We start from the raw sequence: 18,027 nt of genomic DNA on the forward strand, positions 1-18,027 counted from the left end.
GCTCATCATTATTATTGATAAGATATTGATGTGTCTGATTGGGTTATTTAATAATCTTTATACTCGATAATAATTCGTGTTGCAGGTAGGCTGGGAGCACAACGGAATACAGCTCCCTACCTTAACTAAAAACCTGCAATTAGAAATATGTCGAATATAATTAAATAACTTTTTTATCTTTCATATTTGCTATTTGTTGATCGCTATAACCCAGCTCTTTAAGTATTTCATTATTATGTTCCCCCAAAAGTGGCGCACTTTTAATTTCAGGCGTAAACGATGAAAACTTCATTGGACAGCCGACAGTCAAATAATGCCCACGTAATGGTTGTTCGACTTCAACAATGGACCCACTGCCTCGTAAAGAGGGATCATCAACTAACTCTTTCATACTTAATACTGCGGAACATGGCACACCGAACTGATCGAAATAGTCGGTTAATTCATGCTTATCTTTATCTTTAGCAATTTCTTCGATGGCATCCCAAACATCTTGGATATGGCTAGCTCTTGCTTCTGTCGTGACAAAAGCAGGATCCGTTTTCCATTCAGGTTTACCAATTGCATCACAGGTATTTTCCCAATTATGATCTTGGTTAATAAAATAAATATAAGCATTGGGGTCGGTATCACTGCCTTTGCATTTCAGCATCGTACCCGGTTGTCCACCTCCACTTGCATTACCACCACGTGGAACGGCATCACCAAAAGTTCCATTAGGATATTGCGGGTACTCTTCTAAAAACCCCAACTTTTCGAGTCGTTGTTGGTCGCGTAATTTAACGCGGCAAAGATTCAATACCGCGTCTTGCATTGACATGGTCACGCGTTGCCCTTTACCCGTTTTTTCTCGTTGTAATAATGCAGCCAGTAGACCAATCAGTAGGTGCATACCTGTATTGCTATCCCCTAAAGCAGCCGAACTCACAACAGGTGGACCATCAGGGAAACCCGTTGTCGATGCTGAACCACCCGCTGCTTGTGCCACATTTTCATACGCTTTGACATCTGCATAAGGTGAATTTTCATTAAACCCTTTAATCGAGCCAAAAATCAGTCGCGGGTTAAGTTGCTGAATGATTTCCCACGTAAACCCCATATGATCAATCGCCCCCGGATGGAAGTTTTCAACCAGTACATCGGCTTGGCGGATCAGCTTTTCCATCACCTCTTTGCCTTCCGGCGTTTTGGTATTCAGTTCTAAGGAACGTTTATTACTGTTCAGCATGGTGAAATAAAGCGCATCTACATCTGGAATATCTCTAAGTTGACTGCGTGTCACATCACCAATACCCGGTCGCTCAATTTTTATGACGTCAGCACCGAACCACGCTAACATTTGGGTACAAGATGGCCCTGATTGAACGCCAGTAAAATCCAGTACTCGAATACCATCTAATGGAAGAGGAAAAGCCATAATCACTCCTTAATTTGCTGGCGATATGAAACTTATTAAATGCTTCACATCGGCCGATTTATGCGACTAAACGTGCGATATAAATCCACAATGGCGCCGCAATAATGAAACCCATCACACTGACCGCTAATGATGCGGTTCCTGTTCGGGTATACACATTAAATCGGCTCGCAATAATGGTTCCTGAGAATGCAGGTGGAAGCGCACCGGCTAATACCATCATTTGTAATTGTGTCGATTCCATATGGAATAATAGTCCAGCAATTAACATTAAACCTGGCATTAAAATCAGCTTCAGCATGGTGTTATAAATAATCTCACCATCGAATTCGAATTTATTTGCTGCCAATGTCAGTCCTGCTGCGAATACCGCCACCCCAGAGTTCGCTTTAGCAATTAAGTCGAATGTTGGATCCCAAACATCAGGAATTTTAATTCCGACGAGGACTAAAACGGTCGCTAATATTGGTGACCAAACAACGGGTTCTTTAAAGGCAGAAATAAGCGCACTCATACCACCGCCGCCTTTTTGCCCATTAGCGCTGCCTGGGTTAAGTAGAAATAGGCCTATTGGGATAGTAATTGCGTTAACGATAATTGAAATAATCGCAACCACTAGGCCGGTAGAAACCGTATCACCATAAATAGGATCTAAGACTGCGAAGCCAAGAAAACCAATCGTTGGTGAACCAGCAATTAAGGCACAAACTGCGGCTTCTGGGCGCGAATGTTTAAAGAATTTTTTACAGCTAAAGAATGTGAAAAAGAAACACAGCAGCAGAACAACTAATGAAATAATCGTAAGTTTCATGTCAGCAAAAATCATGTCGCGATTTGCACGAACTAATGAAACAAATAATGCCGCCGGTAATGCGTAGTTTAATACTAGTTTATTAAATGCTTTTGCTTGGTCATTAGTAAATACGTTACGTCGACCACTCACGTACCCTAATACCATAATGATAATTATGGGCAATAAATCGCTCATAAATATCTTGAACATAAAATCCGTCATTAGACTCACCTTTTTTGGGCAAAAAGCGTCCTAATGCCACTTATTAACTAAGTGGCATTACGTTTTTATTTAATTGAAAAGGTTGTTTAGTTTTTGACAACCGATTTAGGATTTAAATTACCTATGTGACCACTTTCAGTGCCTACCGCAGGGTCAATCACCACATTAATCAATGTTGGTTGGCCCGAAGTAAGGCCTGCTTTTAAAGCCTGTTGGATTTCATCAGGTGTGGTTGCGTTATAACCAATACCGCCGAAAGCCTCGATCATCTTGTCATAACGAGCGCCCTTCATGAACACGGTTGGACATGGGTCACTGTCACCATGCAAGTTAACGCCATCACCACGGTAAATACCGCCATTATTGAAAATCAAGATAGTTACTGGCAGCTTATAACGGCAAATAGTTTCAATTTCCATGCCACTAAAGCCAAACGCACTATCACCTTCAATTGCGACTACAGGTTTGCCACTGGTTACCGCTGCGCCCACTGCGTAGCCCATACCAATTCCCATCACACCCCAAGTACCACAGTCTAAACGCTGACGTGGTTTATACATATCGATGATATTTCGTCCATTATCGAGGGTGTTTGCCCCTTCGTTCACAACATACACATCTTTGTGATCGACCAGCACATCACGAATAGCACGCAGCGCATTGAAATAATTCAATGGTGAAGTATCAGTATTCAGCTTAGCGGCCATTTTTTCGCTATTCACTTTTTTGATATCATCGATACCCGCCATCCAGTCATTCGGGGACTTAACTGGGGTTGATTTCAAGCCAGCAAGTAACGCTTCAATACTTGAATAGATGTCACCAACAATAGGCGCGGCAATTGGACGGTTGCTATCAATCTCTGTTGGCTCGATATCTAACTGAATAAATTGTGTTTCTGTTGACCAATGCTTACCTTTACCATGATCGAGCAGCCAATTCAGACGTGCTCCCATGAGCACTACCACGTCTGCATTTGATAATGCATGAGAGCGTGCAGCTGCCGCTGATTGTGGATGATCATCAGGTAATAGCCCTTTCGCCATTGACATTGGTAAATAAGGAATACCTGTTGTTTCAATAAATTGACGAATACTTTCATCTGCTTGTGCGTAAGCCGCACCTTTACCTAAAATAATCAACGGGCGTTTTGCCGCCGCCAATAATTTAAGGGCTTTATCGACTGATTCGGGTGCTGGTAACTGACGAGGTGCAGGATCTTCCACAGTAAAGATAGTTTTATCTGCTTCATCTTTATCCATTACAGCTGCAAGTACTTCTGTGGTTAAATCAAGGTACACGCCTCCCGGACGACCTGAAATAGAAGCACGAATAGCGCGAGCTAAAGCAATACCGAGGTCTTCTGGTTTATTCACTCGATATGACGCCTTAACAAAAGGTTTCGCGGTATTCATTTGATCCAGCTCTTCATAATCGCCTTGTTGCAGGTCGATAATGGCTCTATCGCTAGAACCACTAATTTGGATCATTGGAAAACCGTTAGTCGTCGCATTGGCTAACGCCACCATACCATTTAAAAAGCCGGGGGCAGATACTGTTAAACAAATACCAGGTTTTTGGGTTAAATAACCGCTAATAGCTGCTGCGTTACCCGCTGATTGTTCATGACGAAAGCCAATATAGCGGATGCCTTCTGCCTGCGCGTGACGCGCCATATCGGTGACAGGGATCCCCACAACACCATAAATTGTGTCGATGCCATTCTTTTTCAGTGCATCAACGATAATATGCATTCCATCGGTCAAGTTTTGTGTTTGATCGGTCGACATGTCCACCTCATAAAAATGTAAATCGTGTGGAGGGAGCTTAAATAAAGCTCCCTAATAGAGAATTAAATTGCTTTATTAGTACGCATAGATGCAATTTGCTCTGCGCTATAACCCAATTCAGTTAATACTTCATCTGTATGTTCACCTAACAACGGTGCACTCTTAATTTCAGGGGTAAATGAAGAAAACTTCATTGGGCAGCCCACAGTGAGGTAAGTACCACGTTTTGGCTGCTCAACTTCCACAATACTACCGCTATCACGCAATGACTGATCACGTGCAATCTCACGCATACTTAGTACAGGTGCACAAGGCACACCATATTTGCTCAAATACTCAACGGCTTCGTGTTTGTCTTTATCCGCTAAGAATTTTTCAATTTCAGCAAAAATATCAAAGATATGTGGCTGACGAGCTTGTGGAGTGCTGTATGCGGGATCCGTTGCCCACTCAGGCTTGCCGATCGCCACACAAGTTTGTTCCCAGTCTTGCTCTTGAATAGTGAAATAAATGTAAGCGTTCGGGTCAGTTTCCCAGCCTTTACATTTTAGGATCCAGCCCGGTTGACCGCCGCCGCCAGCGTTACCACCACGAGGCACTGCATCACCAAATTTACCGTTTGGATATTGCGGGTACTCTTCGAGATAACCCACTTTTTCTAAACGTTGTTGGTCACGTAATTTGACTCGGCAAAGATTCAATACCGCGTCTTGCATCGACATGGTCACGCGTTGCCCTTTACCGGTTTTTTCACGATGTAATAACGCGGCCAATAAACCAATCAGCAAATGCATACCGGTATTACTGTCACCAAGAGCTGCCGCACTGACTAATGGTGGGCCATCCCAAAAACCTGTCGTTGAAGCCGCCCCCCCCGCAGCCTGAGCAACGTTTTCATAGGCCTTAACATCTGCATAAGGTGAATTTTCATCAAATCCTTTAATCGAGCCAAAAATCAAGCGTGGGTTAAGTTCTTGAATATGTTCCCAAGTAAACCCCATATGGTCGATAGCACCTGGATGGAAGTTTTCAACCAGCACATCGGCTTGCTTGATCAAACGTTCCATGACTTCCTTGCCTTCTGGTGTTTTAGTATTCAATTCAACAGAGCGCTTATTGCTGTTCAGCATGGTAAAATAAAGCGCATCTGCATCAGGAATATCTCTTAGCTGATTACGGGTGACATCCCCCACACCGGGGCGTTCAATTTTAATTACATCAGCACCGAACCACGCTAACATTTGGGTACAAGATGGCCCTGACTGTACACCGGTGAAATCGAGTACTTTGATACCTTGTAAAGGAAGATCCATGAATTACCTCATTATTTAGCTGTCGTAAATGGAATTGAATATTTATTTAGCTGCGGTGAACGTCATTTCAAAAAGGATAATTTTTATTAGAATATTTCTTATTAAAAAATAATGATTTACACCGTTATAATAAATATCTCACTTAATGTCTAGAAAGCTAATATATTGAAGTTCAATTATTTAATTATTCTAATCTAGTAATATTTATAGGTTATTAATATTTTATTCATTCACTAATCGAGCATACTGCTATTGAATTATTCTAAAAATGGCATTATTGATTGTTCTGATATGATAATTTAAAATCCAATTAAGAAAGTCTTATTTAAACCATCCTTTTAAAATGCCATAATATGAGCATCTATAAACGATCAATAGCAAAAAAAAATACCCTTATAAATCAAAATAACGTAATTTAAGGAGCATCTTTAAATGATGGATATTTAAATTATACTCAACAATAAACACATTATTATTGAATAGCATTCAAATATTATTTATTTGAAGTTAAACACAACAATATTCCGTAATTACCTCGTAAAAGGACTATGCCAAATCGACTCCAGAAAATTAATTATTATAATTAAGTAATAATAAAATGATTTTATATATCTTTATTGCATTATATTCTAGGCACAGCCAAGTGATAATTAAACGAATTACTAGGTGTAATGAGTCACTCGTGAACCTGAAATCAGCATACCTTAACAAAAAATACGACAACGTGAAGAATGCCGCGTAATGAATATTAAAAAACCCACAAGCAATATTGCCTGTGGGTTGATAACTAGTTAACAATTAAAGAATTTAGTTCTTCTCTTGTTGCTGCTGTTTTTCTTTTTCGACGATTTCACGATACCAACGTGGATGATGTTTCTTCGCCCAGCCACGTGTTACCCAACCTTCAACCATCGCGCGAACTGAGCCTTTCACCCAAATTGCGGCATAAGCATGCACCACAATCATGATGATTAACGCAATCGCAGACAGAGAGTGCACCATAATCGCTGCACGGTAAATTGGGATAGAGAAAAAGTCAGCGAAGTAAGGACGCCACATGATCACACCACTTACCGCCAACAGCAGTAAACAGATAGTCACCACCCAATACACCCCTTTCTGACCAAGGTTATATTGCCCAACGTCACCTGCTTCTTCATTCTTCAGGACTTTACCGATATTTTTCGCCCACTTAATATCTTCTTTATTGATAAAGTTATGGTGAAAATAACGGAAAAACATAAAGATAAACAACAGGAACATCGCCGTACCGACAAATGGATGCAGGATCCTAGCCAGTTGTGGTGTACCCAAAATGTTCATAAACCAGTTGAGTGATGGGAAGAAAAACCCCAACCCACTAATGGCAGTGAACAAAAAGCAAATCACAACCGCCCAGTGATTGATCCTTTCAATCGGCTTATGGCGAATAATTTTTTCATTATCCTGCGGTATCATTTTTGATCCTCCCCTTCAACTGACTTTGAAGTCTCAGAAGTCGTTGAGTTCTGAATATCTTTCAGAGCCTCTTCTTCTTCCTTCTTGGAGACGCGGTTCGGACCAATACCCACATAGTGGAAGATGGCCGCCGCAAAAGTTGCAGCAAAACCAACCGCTGCTAACGGCTTCCAGATACCTTTCCAGAAAGTGACTGTCGGGCTAATGGTTGGGTTTTCTGGCAAGCCATGATACAACTGAGGCTTATCAGCGTGATGTAGAACATACATCACGTGTGTACCACCAACGCCTTCAGGATCATACAGACCCGCGTTGTTGTAACCGCGTGTTTTCAGTTCAGTCACACGATCAGTTGCCAGCGCTGTCATATCCTCTTTAGTACCAAAGTGGATAGCCCCTGTTGGGCAGGTTTTCACGCACGCAGGCTCTTGACCAACTTCAACCCTATCGACACACAGCGTACACTTGTATGCACGGTTATCTTCTTGGTTGATACGTGGCACGTTGAACGGACAACCCGCAATACAATAACCACAACCAATACAATGCTCTGATTGGAAGTCAACAATACCGTTTTTGTACTGAACAATTGCGCCTTCTGATGGGCAAGCTTTTAAGCAGCCGGGATCATAGCAGTGCATGCAGCCGTCTTTACGGATCAGCCACTCGAACTTGCCATTTTCTTCCACTTCAGAGAAACGCATGACAGTCCATGACTTAGCGGTTAAATCAGTTGGGTTATCATAAACCCCAACGTTTGTACCGATCTTGTCACGAATATCGTTCCATTCAGAACAGGCAACCTGACACGCTTTACAGCCGATACACGTTGTTACGTCGATCAGCTTCGCCACTTCTTCCTTATAGTCCCGTACTTGCGCTGGGGGCGTCAGGGAATTGGTGGCGGAACGACGAATAATGTCCTGTGATTGCATTGACATAATTTATCTCCTTACACCTTTTCCACATTCACAAGGAATGACTTAAACTCAGGCGTTTGCGTGTTGGCATCACCCACATATGGTGTCAGTGTGTTAGCAATAAAGCCTTTCACTGCTAAACCTTCAAAGCCCCAGTGGATAGGGATACCAATGGTATCAATATCTTTACCGTCGACTTTCAACGTATGAATACGTTTTGTGACCACCGCTTTCGCTTTAATGTAGCCACGTTTAGAGCTGACCTTCACCATATCACCTTGTTTAATGCCTTTTTCTGCCGCTAAGCGATCACCGATTTCGATAAATTGCTGAGGCTGAATAATGGCATTCAACAATGCGTGTTTTGTCCAATAGTGGAAATGTTCCGTTAAGCGATAAGTTGTTCCCACATAAGGGAATTCTGTCGCTTTACCCATTTGCGCCCAGTCATCTTTAAACACGCGCGCCGCAGGGTTAGAAACCACATTTGGATGCAATGGGTTAGTATCAAGCGGTGTTTCTATCGGTTCATAGTGTTCAGGGAATGGACCTTCAGCCATTTTATCCAGTGCAAACAAGCGACCCATACCTTCAGGTTGCATGATGAACGGATGAACACCACTACCCGGAGGAGCGTTGCTATAGTCAGGTACATCCATACCAATCCACTTGCTACCATCCCATTCAAGGATTTGGCGACGCGGATCCCATGGTTTACCCATTGGGTCAGCAGATGCACGGTTATAGATAACACGACGGTTCAATGGCCATGCCCACGCCCAGCCAAGTGTGTTACCCAGACCTGTTGGGTCAGAGTTATCACGACGAGCCATCTGGTTACCTTTCGGTGTCCAGCTACCAGTAAAGATCCAACAACCACTTGATGTTGTACCATCATCACGTAATTGAGCAAATGAGCTCAACAGTTCGCCTTTCTTCACAATGACATTGCCATCAGCGTCTTTCAGATCGACTAAAGCATAACCATTGCTTTCTTGGGCAACTTCTTCCGGTGTTGGATTATCACGGTCGAGATAGTTCCATGTCATGTTTAGAACTGGCTCTGGCGTTTCTCCACCCTCTGTTTCATACAGCTGACGTATACGATGATAGATACCAGACAGAATTTCACCATCACTGATGGCTTCACCTGGGGCATCCGCACCTTTCCAGTGCCATTGCAACCAACGTGCTGAGTTAACAATCGAACCATTTTCTTCTGCAAAGCAGCATGATGGTAGGCGGAAAACCGTAGTTTGGATCTCAGCAGGATCCACTTCGTTTATCTCACCATGGTTTTGCCAGAAGTTAGCCGTTTCCGTATTCAGTGGGTCAATCGTGATCAAGAATTTCAGCTTAGACAGTGATTTTGCCACTTTGTTTTTATTCGGGAATGAGGCTAATGGGTTAAAGCCTTGGCAGATATAGCCATTCACTTCACCTTTATCCATCATTTCGAAGTAACGCAACACATCGTATCCCTGATCCCATTTAGGCAACCAGTCAAAGCCCCAGTTATTTTCTTTCTGCGCTTTATCACCATAGAAAGTTTTCATCATGCTGACGAAAAATTTCGGGTAATTGCCCCAATAGTTCACCTGACCTGGTTGGGTCATTTTCGGTGTATTGGCCGCTAAATAACTTTCAAGTGTGGTTTGTTTATCCGATGGTAGGGTCATATAACCCGGTAAGCTTTGTGATAGCAAACCTAAGTCGGTCAGACCTTGAATATTCGAGTGGCCACGCAGTGCGTTCACACCGCCACCTAGCATCCCCATATTACCAAGCAGTAACTGGATCATTGCCATAGTACGGATGTTTTGCGCACCAATGGTATGTTGCGTCCAGCCAAGTGCATAAAGGAATGATGCCGTTTTGTCTTTAGCACTCGTTTCTGCAATGTACTCACAGACTTGTAGGAAGTCTTCAATTGGCGTACCACAGATGTTATTCACCACTTCTGGCGTATAACGGCTAACGTGTTCTTTCAGTAGATTCAACACGCAACGAGGGTGAGTCAAAGTTGGATCGCGTAATGCGAAGCCATTCTCATCCATCTCGTAGTTCCACGTGGTTTTATCGTACTGACGTTTTTCAGCATCGTAGCCTGTAAATAGACCATCATCAAAACCGTAATCTTCACGGATAATAAGGCTAGCGTTGGTATAAGCTTCGACGTATTCCTGCTGGATTTTTTTGTTATCCAGTAGGTATTTGATCACACCTGATAAAAAGGCAATATCAGTCCCTGAACGGATAGGCGTGTAGAAATCCGCCACCGCCGCTGTACGGGTAAAGCGTGGATCAATAACAATCAATTTAGCTTTATTATGGATTTTAGCTTCCATCGCCCAGCGGAAACCAACTGGATGCGCTTCTGCCGCATTACCACCCATAACGACTACAAGGTTGGCATTTTTAATATCAACCCAGTGGTTGGTCATCGCACCGCGACCAAATGTTGGAGCAAGACTTGCTACCGTTGGTCCGTGTCAGACACGCGCTTGGTTATCCACGGCAAGCATGCCGAGGGCGCGACTAAATTTTTGGGTTACAAAACCGGTTTCATTACTCGCTGCTGATGCACATAGCATACCCGTGGTCAGCCAGCGGTTAACCGTTACACCATCTTCATTTTGTTTAATAAAGTTAGCATCACGGTCTTCTTTCATCAGCTTAGCGATGCGATCAAACGCTTCGTTCCAAGTGATGCGTTTCCATTCGTTAGTACCTGGTTCGCGTACTTCAGGGTATTTGAGTCGACTTTCACTGTGAATGAAATCGATAAGTCCTGCACCTTTCGGGCAGAGTGCGCCGCGGTTTACCGGATGATCCGGGTCTCCTTCGATATGAAAAATGCTTTCTTTTGCATTCTTCGCTCCATCACCTAGGCTGTACATTAACAGCCCACAGCCGACAGAGCAGTATGTGCAGGTATTTCGGGTTTCTTTCGCACGCAGTAATTTATACTGACGTGTCGACGCTAACGCAGTTGAGGGTGCAAAACCCAGCGCCGCTGCCGTTGTACCAGCCATACCGCCAGCGCAGATCTTAAAGAACTGCCTTCTGCTGACTTGCATGGGGATCTCCTCATTTACATTGCTCTTGTTTACCTACTGAATATCTTAAATATCAATACTCAGGTAAACTGTTCTTATTCAACGTCTTCCGTATCGTATTCAGGTTCATTGCCTGAGAATGGTGTAAATTCTTTTTACCCATAATGAATATTATGTATCATTAGTGCTAGGAATTCATCTAATGCATGAAACAAATAACACGAAACAGTCAAAATCTCTCAAAATGATTGGTGCAAATCACACAAGCGTGCAACAAAAAGGCAACCTTCAACAGCCTGTCAATGACTGGGTTGCAGAAGAATTACCTGTCGCATTGGTCTATAACGGTATATCCCATGTCGTAATGATGGCAACACCAAAAGATTTACAGGATTTTGCGGTTGGCTTTTCATTATCCGAAGGGATCATACAGTCAGGGCAAGAAATTCGCGGGATTGATATTGTCCAAGGTTGTCATCGTGGTATTGAAATTCATATCGAATTATCCAGCCGCCGTTTTATGGGTTTGAAAGAGCGCAGACGCAATCTTGCAGGCAGAACAGGTTGTGGTATCTGCGGGACAGAGCAGCTCGATGAAATTTTCAAACCTATTATGCCGTTGCCTTTTACCCAAACATTTTCACTCAGCTACCTTGACCATGCTTTAACAGAATTAAAAAAAGTTCAAGAAATCGGTGCTATTACCGGCTGTACCCATGCCGCCGCATGGATTTCCCCCACAGGCGAATTAGTTGGCGGCTGTGAAGATGTCGGCCGTCATGTGGCACTTGATAAACTATTAGGCATGAAGCATCGCCAAAACTGGCAGCAAGGCGCCGTATTAGTTTCTAGTCGTGCAAGTTATGAGATGGTGCAAAAAGCGGCAAGCTGCGGCGCAGAAATATTATTTGCAGTTTCTGCGGCTACCTCACTGGCAATTGAAGTGGCTGAAAAATCAAACCTCACATTGGTGGGCTTTTGCCGCCAAGGAAAAGCCACCGTATTCACACATTCAAGTCGGATAATTGATTAATCGTTATCCATGTTCCAATGGGTGTATCATCCACAAATTCGGTTCGATATACTCAATCCATTGTTTTTCAAAATCAACAGAAACAGGTACAAGTGCGCTAGGCACTACATATTGACCTGACTGCATAAAACGCATACCTGTCCATGACTCCCACTGTTCAATAGTGCCTTCTATCACCATTGAACGGTATATTGGCCATAAAATTTTACCACCTAGTCGCCAATGTGTGCGGATCCATGGATCAAATGGCTCACCCTTTTCATTTTTCCAAGCACAATAATCATCGAATGATTGCAATGGATAACAATGTTTGAGCGTTGGGCGAACAGGTACGACAACGGCTTTTGCACCATAGTTCATCGCCGCTTTTTTCAACGCGCTAATTAACAATTCGGGTATGTGATACCCACGATATTTAGGTTCAACCGTGACTGATAACGCTGAAACATAGCGGGTATCCCCTTGTTTGTTCTCAATCGCAAAGTTAAAAATATCATCCCAACCAAACTCTTTTAGCTTAGTCAGATCACTATCAGCCCATTGAAAAGGCACAGCTTTAATTACCCCAATAACCGTTTCTTTCCCCTTAACCGTTGTGGCGGCTAAAAATTGGAAATGATTCATTGGTTCTTGATAGAGTTGTTCCCAATACTCATCGGGAACTGCGGTTTCACACATGAATTGTGGCCATAAGGCGTCTAACAGCACCTCCGACTGTTCGATCAAATCAGGGCGCTGTACAAAGCTATAAATGTTTATCGTCGTGATATCGTTCATTAATTTAGACCTGATATTCATATTAATCAGTATTGTAATAAGTAATCAGGAATAGAGCTTAACGAAATATTAAACTTTCGTTATTTGCTACTTTTTTTACTCTAAAAATAAACCAATGAATTTAATGAGAATATTCCGGCCACAATATAAGAGTTTGAATTTATTGATTTAATTAGCAAAACAAAATCAATCAATTGATTTTGATCTGTTAATTATGATACAGATCACATTAATTTATTAATGCTGGTATTATGCCGGTTACGCCTAACTAGACTTCAAATGACTTTCAAACAACAGGAGATAGTCATGAAGCATTTATTGTTAGGTATCTCTCTGATTTGTTAGTCATTTTTCATCATCTATGCTGTAGCGAATGGTTCTGGCGCTAATATTTAAGCAGTTATTAATTCCATTACAGGCGCTGATATCAGTATAGATGTTGATATTCCCGTGTTTCCTAGTCTGAATCTTTGATAATCATTTATCCTTATAGGAGATGGTTCATGAAAAACTTACTGTTAGGTCTATCAATACTTTGCTCTTCTGTTTTCGCAACCTATGCTGCGGCAGATGATATCGATGTTTGTCTCCAAGAAGTCGTTGATCCGATTACAGGCGCTGTTATCTGTTTAGACATTGATTTGCCAGATTTACCTGTTCTGCCAGGTCTCGGCCTTTAATAACTATTTACAATGTTGGAGATAATCATGAAACACTTACTGTTAGCTATCTCAATGCTTTTCTCATCAGCTTTTGCAACCTACGCAGCAGCAGATGATATCGACGTTTGTATCCAAGCGGTGGTTGATCCAATTACAGGTGCTGTTATCTGTTTAGACATTGATTTGCCTGATTTACCTGTTCTGCCAGGTCTGCCACTTTAATCATTGTTTACAGATATAGAGTAAAGACTCCACATATCATCGAGATAATACCGATCAGTCAAGACAGATAATCGGTCAACAAAACTCGTGATAAATAACCATAGCCTCATCAAATTTTTGATGAGGCTATTTTCACTACTTCTTGTAACAATAGTATAACAAAACGATTTGAGCAATTATTTACCAATACAAAAACTAGAAAAAATACGGCCTAACAAGTCATCTGAGGTGAATTCACCCGTAATCTCACTGAGTTCTTGTTGTGCTAAACGTAATTCTTCCGCCAGTAGTTCACCTGAACGAGCCACCACTAACTGCTCATGGCCTCGCGCTAAATGTATCGCTGCGGCATCCAGTGCTTGCAAGTGGCGACGACGTGCCAAAAAACCACCTTCCATATTGCTATTGAAACCCATCGTTTCTTTAAGATGGTCGCGCAGCAAATCAATGCCCTTTTCCTCTCGAGCAGAAAGGCGGATCAGTGGATAACGGGCATCTTCAATAAATTCAATTTGTTCTCCCGTTTTATCTGCTTTATTGCGGATCACAGTGACAGGCAAAGTATCGGGTAAACGGGCCATAAATTCAGGCCAAATATCTTGTGGCTCCGTAGCATCGGTGGTTGTACTATCTAACATAAACAGTACCCGATCCGCCTGCTCAATCTCTTTCCACGCTCGCTCAATACCAATACGTTCAACTTCGTCACTTGCTTCGCGTAAACCTGCCGTATCAATAATATGTAGTGGCATGCCATCAATATGAATATGTTCACGTAAGACATCACGGGTCGTACCTGCGATATCGGTTACAATCGCAGCTTCACGACCTGCTAATGCATTCAATAAGCTTGATTTACCTGCATTTGGACGACCAGCGATCACCACTTTCATCCCTTCACGCAGTAAACTGCCTTGACGCGCTTCGCCGCGAACACGTCCTAAGTCGGCAATCACCTCATCCAGCTTGGCTTCGATTTTACCATCAGAAAGAAAATCAATTTCTTCATCAGGAAAATCAATCGCAGCTTCAACATAAATACGTAAAGTCGTTAATGCTTCAACCATATGATGAATTTGTGCAGAAAAAGCGCCTTGCAGTGAATTCATCGCTGAACGCGCAGCTTGTTCTGAGCTCGCATCAATCAAATCAGCAATCGCTTCTGCTTGTGCTAAATCCAGCTTATCATTTAAAAATGCACGCTCAGAGAATTCGCCAGGGTTAGCAATACGAATACCATCAATGGTTAAAATACGTTTGAGTAATAAATCAAGAATGACAGGGCCACCATGCCCTTGTAGTTCTAAAACATCTTCACCTGTAAAGGAGTTAGGGCCGGGAAAGAAAAGCGCAATCCCTTGGTCAAGCACACTATCATTGACATCACGAAAAGGCAGGTAGTCTGCATAACGTGGTTTTGGTAGTTTGCCCAATACAGTTTGAGCAACGAATGCCGCTTTTGGGCCTGATACTCGTAATATACCGACCCCACCACGACCAGGAGGCGTTGCCTGCGCAACAATCGTATCATTGGTTTGCATAATGTTTCTCTGTCATCCTATAACGAATTAAGGCGGTCATTAAATGGCCGCCTTAATATTATATCGATAGCTGAGCAGAAGGCTCATCTATGATTTACATTATTTCTTTTCTTTCTTATCGCGACTATGTAAACCACGTTTTTCCAGACCACGATAGATAATCTGTTGCTGGATAATAGTCACTAAGTTACTCACGATATAGTACAGTACCAGACCTGATGGGAACCACAGGAAGAAGATCGTGAACACGACAGGCATATAAGTCATGATCTTCTGCTGCATTGGGTCAGTTACCGCCGTTGGCGACATCTTCTGAATAACAAACATAGTCACACCCATCAGCACTGGAAGGATGTAGTATGGATCTTGTGCTGACAAGTCCTGTATCCAACCAAAGAATGGTGCATGACGCAGCTCAACAGACCCCATCAACATGTAGTAAAGGGCAAGGAAGATTGGCATCTGGATCAGCAGAGGTAAACAGCCACCCAGCGGGTTAACTTTTTCTGCTTTATACATCGCCATCATTTCTTGGCTCATACGCTGTTTGTCATCACCAATACGTTCACGCATTGCAGCCAGTTTAGGTTGCAGTAAACGCATTTTCGCCATTGAAGTGTACTGTGCTTTAGTCAGCGGGTACATGATACCGCGGACAATAAAGGTAATAACAATGATAGCAATACCCCAGTTACCGACAAAACCGTGAATGAATTTCAGCAGTTTGAACAGTGGCTGAGAGATAAACCATAACCAACCATAATCAACGGTTAAATCTAAGTGTGGAGCAACATCCGCCATTTCTGACTGGATTTCAGGACCAATCCACAATGTCGATGAATATGTACCCGCACCGTTTGCAGCAATGGTCACAGGCTCACTCTTATAACCAATGATTGCAGCGGTTTTATCAAGGTCGATGGTATAGAAAGTGCTTTTTTCGCTACTTGCAGGAACCCATGCCGTCGCGAAATACTGTTGCAGCATCGCTACCCAGCCACCTTTAGTGGTAATGCTGAGGTTTTTATCTTCAATATCGCTAAAACTATATTTTTTATAGTTAGTTTCATCAGAAGAATAAGCCGCACCACGATAAGTATGTAATGCAAAGTTGCTGCTACCCGTATCACGCTCTTTTGGTAATTGAATAGTCTGTTTCAACTGACCAAAGAAAGCGAGGTTCAAAGCTTGTGCTGTTGGGTTTTGAATATTGTATTCAACATCAACAGTGTAATGGCCGCGTTTTAAGACATAGGTTTTTTGATAAACCACACCGTCTTTATCGGTGAATGTCATTGGAACACGTAGCTCATCTTGGCCATCCTGTAATACAAAGCTAGATTCAGCCGTATTATAAACAGGACGTTGACCATTGTTATTCGCTGGGTTATCAGGGCCATGTTGGCCAATCAGACCACTTTGTGCCTGATAGAGAAAACCTGGTGTAGTTTCTAGTAAGCGGAAAGGATCTTCCGAATGAAGGGTCGCAGGATAGGCTAACAAGTCAGCCTCATCGATATCACCACCACGTGTATTGATGCGTAAATCTAACACATCTGTTTTCACTGTGATCAGCTTACCTTGCCCACTGCTCGTTACAGTTTGGGAATCACTGCTTGGCATATCTGTTTGTTGTGTCGTTTGGACAGTTTTTACATCTTGGGTAACTTTATCGCTTTCCCAAGCCTGCCAGACTAAGAACGAAACAAATAGCAAAGCGATGAGTAGAAGATTGCGTTGCGAATCCATCGTTATAATTCTCTATTATCATCGTTTTTTTTAGGTGGAACAGGATCGTCACCACCAGCGTGTAAAGGGTGGCATTTTAATACGCGTTTCGCTGTTAACCAACTACCTTTTAACATTCCGAACCTGCGCAATGCCTCAATTCCATAATTTGAACAAGTTGGATTAAAACGGCAACGAGGCCCCAATAGCGGACTAATCGCCAATTGGTACCCCCTAATCAGCCCGATCAGGATTTTTGAGCCAAGCGATTGTGCCGACGCCATAACTTACCCAATGCTTCCGTGATTTGCTGGTTATCGAGATTAGCTACCCCTCTCCTTACCAATACCACAAAATCCATTGGAGGTAACTCATGTTGATGCAAACGAAAATATTCACGGGCTAATCGTTTAATACGATTTCGCTCATGAGCTCGTTTAACATTTTTTTTGGCGATGGTAAGACCGATGCGGGGATGCCCCAGCTCGTTTAGGCGACCAAGGATTGTTATCTCTGGGGAACTCGCCCTCTGCGGCTGCTTAAAGACATTATCGAAGTGCCTGGGAGTTAACAAACGTAACTCCCGGGTAAAAGCGAGCGTAACCACTAGAATAGAGGGCTAGCTTTATTACTTAGATGAAACGGTCAGACGAGCGCGGCCTTTAGCACGACGGCGAGCCAGAACCTGACGACCATTTTTAGTGGCCATACGAGCACGGAAACCGTGTGAACGGTTGCGCTTCAGTACGGACGGTTGAAAAGTGCGTTTCATAACGATTTCTACCTAACTTTTAAATTTATTACTGATTCAGTAAACGCGTTGGCAACCAGTGGAAACTGATTTACACCTGTGCCTCTATCGCAACAATATAGAAAGAGGCAGGATTGTAATAAAACATAGGGGGTCACGTCAATGAAATGACGCAATCAAACCACTTTTATTTATAGCCTGGCTGACAGGTTTGCTGACATATACTGTCACAGCGCATAAAGCGGTGTTTTCATTTTAATCACTTACCTAAACGTAAATGAGTCATCATAAAAATCGCTTCGACGCAGTACACAGGGTGGAAGATTATACGGACTCCACCC

General features: G+C 42.7%; 16 protein-coding genes. 3 read left to right on the plus strand and 13 right to left on the minus strand.

The window, feature by feature from the left end; all coding sequences use genetic code 11:
* Window positions 1–160: 160 nt before the first annotated feature.
* The 7 genes from frc (M1E96_RS20635) to fdnG form a co-directional block, all read right to left on the minus strand.
* Window positions 161–1,417, minus strand: coding sequence for a formyl-CoA transferase (gene frc / locus M1E96_RS20635; RefSeq protein ID WP_070929854.1), 1,257 nt, complete (start codon window positions 1,415–1,417; stop codon window positions 161–163).
* Window positions 1,418–1,475: 58 nt separating this feature from the next.
* Window positions 1,476–2,420 carry a transporter YfdV gene (gene yfdV / locus M1E96_RS20640; RefSeq protein ID WP_139158727.1) on the minus strand — a complete coding sequence of 315 codons (945 nt, stop codon included), beginning with the start codon at window positions 2,418–2,420 and terminating at the stop codon, window positions 1,476–1,478.
* A 98-nt stretch (window positions 2,421–2,518) separates the two neighbouring features.
* Window positions 2,519–4,222 carry an oxalyl-CoA decarboxylase gene (gene oxc / locus M1E96_RS20645; protein WP_337979683.1) on the minus strand — a complete coding sequence of 568 codons (1,704 nt, stop codon included), beginning with the start codon at window positions 4,220–4,222 and terminating at the stop codon, window positions 2,519–2,521.
* A 62-nt stretch (window positions 4,223–4,284) separates the two neighbouring features.
* On the minus strand, window positions 4,285–5,535 hold the full coding sequence (frc, locus tag M1E96_RS20650) for a formyl-CoA transferase (protein ID WP_070929851.1): 1,251 nt from the start codon (window positions 5,533–5,535) through the stop codon (window positions 4,285–4,287).
* Between the two features lie 807 nt (window positions 5,536–6,342).
* Window positions 6,343–6,993, minus strand: a complete 651-nt coding sequence (gene fdoI / locus M1E96_RS20655) for a formate dehydrogenase cytochrome b556 subunit (protein ID WP_070929850.1) — start codon at window positions 6,991–6,993, stop codon at window positions 6,343–6,345.
* Window positions 6,990–7,934: a formate dehydrogenase subunit beta gene (gene fdxH / locus M1E96_RS20660; protein WP_070929849.1), complete on the minus strand. Its 945-nt coding sequence runs from the start codon at window positions 7,932–7,934 to the stop codon at window positions 6,990–6,992. The genes fdoI and fdxH overlap by 4 nt, the downstream gene beginning before the upstream one ends.
* Before the next feature lie 11 nt (window positions 7,935–7,945).
* The gene (gene fdnG / locus M1E96_RS20665) at window positions 7,946–10,993 is read right to left on the minus strand and encodes a formate dehydrogenase-N subunit alpha (RefSeq protein ID WP_139158723.1); all 3,048 of its coding nucleotides are present in this window, start codon (window positions 10,991–10,993) and stop codon (window positions 7,946–7,948) included.
* Window positions 10,994–11,174: 181 nt separating this feature from the next.
* Between fdnG and fdhD the strand changes: the two genes are divergently transcribed.
* Complete coding sequence (gene fdhD, locus M1E96_RS20670) at window positions 11,175–12,005, plus strand: formate dehydrogenase accessory sulfurtransferase FdhD (RefSeq protein WP_070929846.1); 831 nt, start codon at window positions 11,175–11,177, stop codon at window positions 12,003–12,005.
* 3 nt (window positions 12,006–12,008) lie between these two features.
* Here fdhD and M1E96_RS20675 read toward each other — a convergent pair whose 3' ends face one another.
* Window positions 12,009–12,782 carry a transferase gene (locus tag M1E96_RS20675; RefSeq protein WP_140179902.1) on the minus strand — a complete coding sequence of 258 codons (774 nt, stop codon included), beginning with the start codon at window positions 12,780–12,782 and terminating at the stop codon, window positions 12,009–12,011.
* 503 nt (window positions 12,783–13,285) lie between these two features.
* Between M1E96_RS20675 and M1E96_RS20680 the strand changes: the two genes are divergently transcribed.
* Window positions 13,286–13,462, plus strand: a complete 177-nt coding sequence (locus tag M1E96_RS20680; protein WP_272580822.1) for a hypothetical protein — start codon at window positions 13,286–13,288, stop codon at window positions 13,460–13,462.
* A gap of 27 nt (window positions 13,463–13,489) precedes the next feature.
* Window positions 13,490–13,666 (plus strand): hypothetical protein, encoded by a 177-nt coding sequence (locus tag M1E96_RS20685; RefSeq protein ID WP_175442589.1) that lies wholly within the window; start codon window positions 13,490–13,492, stop codon window positions 13,664–13,666.
* A gap of 176 nt (window positions 13,667–13,842) precedes the next feature.
* Here M1E96_RS20685 and mnmE read toward each other — a convergent pair whose 3' ends face one another.
* The 5 genes from mnmE to rpmH all read right to left on the minus strand — a co-directional run bounded on the left by mnmE (window position 13,843) and on the right by rpmH (window position 17,707).
* On the minus strand, window positions 13,843–15,207 hold the full coding sequence (gene mnmE, locus M1E96_RS20690) for a tRNA uridine-5-carboxymethylaminomethyl(34) synthesis GTPase MnmE (RefSeq protein ID WP_272580823.1): 1,365 nt from the start codon (window positions 15,205–15,207) through the stop codon (window positions 13,843–13,845).
* 99 nt (window positions 15,208–15,306) lie between these two features.
* The gene (gene yidC, locus M1E96_RS20695; RefSeq protein ID WP_140179906.1) at window positions 15,307–16,956 is read right to left on the minus strand and encodes a membrane protein insertase YidC; all 1,650 of its coding nucleotides are present in this window, start codon (window positions 16,954–16,956) and stop codon (window positions 15,307–15,309) included.
* A gap of 2 nt (window positions 16,957–16,958) precedes the next feature.
* Window positions 16,959–17,219 (minus strand): membrane protein insertion efficiency factor YidD, encoded by a 261-nt coding sequence (yidD, locus tag M1E96_RS20700; protein WP_070929843.1) that lies wholly within the window; start codon window positions 17,217–17,219, stop codon window positions 16,959–16,961.
* Window positions 17,183–17,542, minus strand: coding sequence for a ribonuclease P protein component (gene rnpA, locus M1E96_RS20705; RefSeq protein WP_081336048.1), 360 nt, complete (start codon window positions 17,540–17,542; stop codon window positions 17,183–17,185). Before rnpA ends, yidD begins: the two co-directional genes overlap by 37 nt.
* A gap of 21 nt (window positions 17,543–17,563) precedes the next feature.
* Window positions 17,564–17,707 carry a 50S ribosomal protein L34 gene (gene rpmH / locus M1E96_RS20710; RefSeq protein ID WP_004906236.1) on the minus strand — a complete coding sequence of 48 codons (144 nt, stop codon included), beginning with the start codon at window positions 17,705–17,707 and terminating at the stop codon, window positions 17,564–17,566.
* Between the last annotated feature and the right edge of the window lie 320 nt (window positions 17,708–18,027).

The sequence above is a fragment of the Providencia sp. PROV236 genome (genome assembly GCF_033676985.1).
Lineage (GTDB): Bacteria > Pseudomonadota > Gammaproteobacteria > Enterobacterales > Enterobacteriaceae > Providencia > Providencia manganoxydans.

Bases quoted from the DNA above. Each gene is read 5' to 3' on its own strand.
- frc (WP_070929854.1), bottom strand. From the start codon at position 1,417: ATGGCTTTTCCTCTTCCATTAGATGGTATTCGAGTACTGGATTTTACT.
- yfdV (WP_139158727.1), bottom strand. From the start codon at position 2,420: ATGTTCAAGATATTTATGAGCGATTTATTGCCCATAATTATCATTATG.
- oxc (WP_337979683.1), bottom strand. From the start codon at position 4,222: ATGTCGACCGATCAAACACAAAACTTGACCGATGGAATGCATATTATC.
- frc (WP_070929851.1), bottom strand. From the start codon at position 5,535: ATGGATCTTCCTTTACAAGGTATCAAAGTACTCGATTTCACCGGTGTA.
- fdoI (WP_070929850.1), bottom strand. From the start codon at position 6,993: ATGATACCGCAGGATAATGAAAAAATTATTCGCCATAAGCCGATTGAA.
- fdxH (WP_070929849.1), bottom strand. From the start codon at position 7,934: ATGTCAATGCAATCACAGGACATTATTCGTCGTTCCGCCACCAATTCC.
- fdhD (WP_070929846.1), top strand. From the start codon at position 11,175: ATGCATGAAACAAATAACACGAAACAGTCAAAATCTCTCAAAATGATT.
- M1E96_RS20675 (WP_140179902.1), bottom strand. From the start codon at position 12,782: ATGAACGATATCACGACGATAAACATTTATAGCTTTGTACAGCGCCCT.
- M1E96_RS20680 (WP_272580822.1), top strand. From the start codon at position 13,286: ATGAAAAACTTACTGTTAGGTCTATCAATACTTTGCTCTTCTGTTTTC.
- M1E96_RS20685 (WP_175442589.1), top strand. From the start codon at position 13,490: ATGAAACACTTACTGTTAGCTATCTCAATGCTTTTCTCATCAGCTTTT.
- mnmE (WP_272580823.1), bottom strand. From the start codon at position 15,207: ATGCAAACCAATGATACGATTGTTGCGCAGGCAACGCCTCCTGGTCGT.
- yidC (WP_140179906.1), bottom strand. From the start codon at position 16,956: ATGGATTCGCAACGCAATCTTCTACTCATCGCTTTGCTATTTGTTTCG.
- yidD (WP_070929843.1), bottom strand. From the start codon at position 17,219: ATGGCGTCGGCACAATCGCTTGGCTCAAAAATCCTGATCGGGCTGATT.
- rpmH (WP_004906236.1), bottom strand. From the start codon at position 17,707: ATGAAACGCACTTTTCAACCGTCCGTACTGAAGCGCAACCGTTCACAC.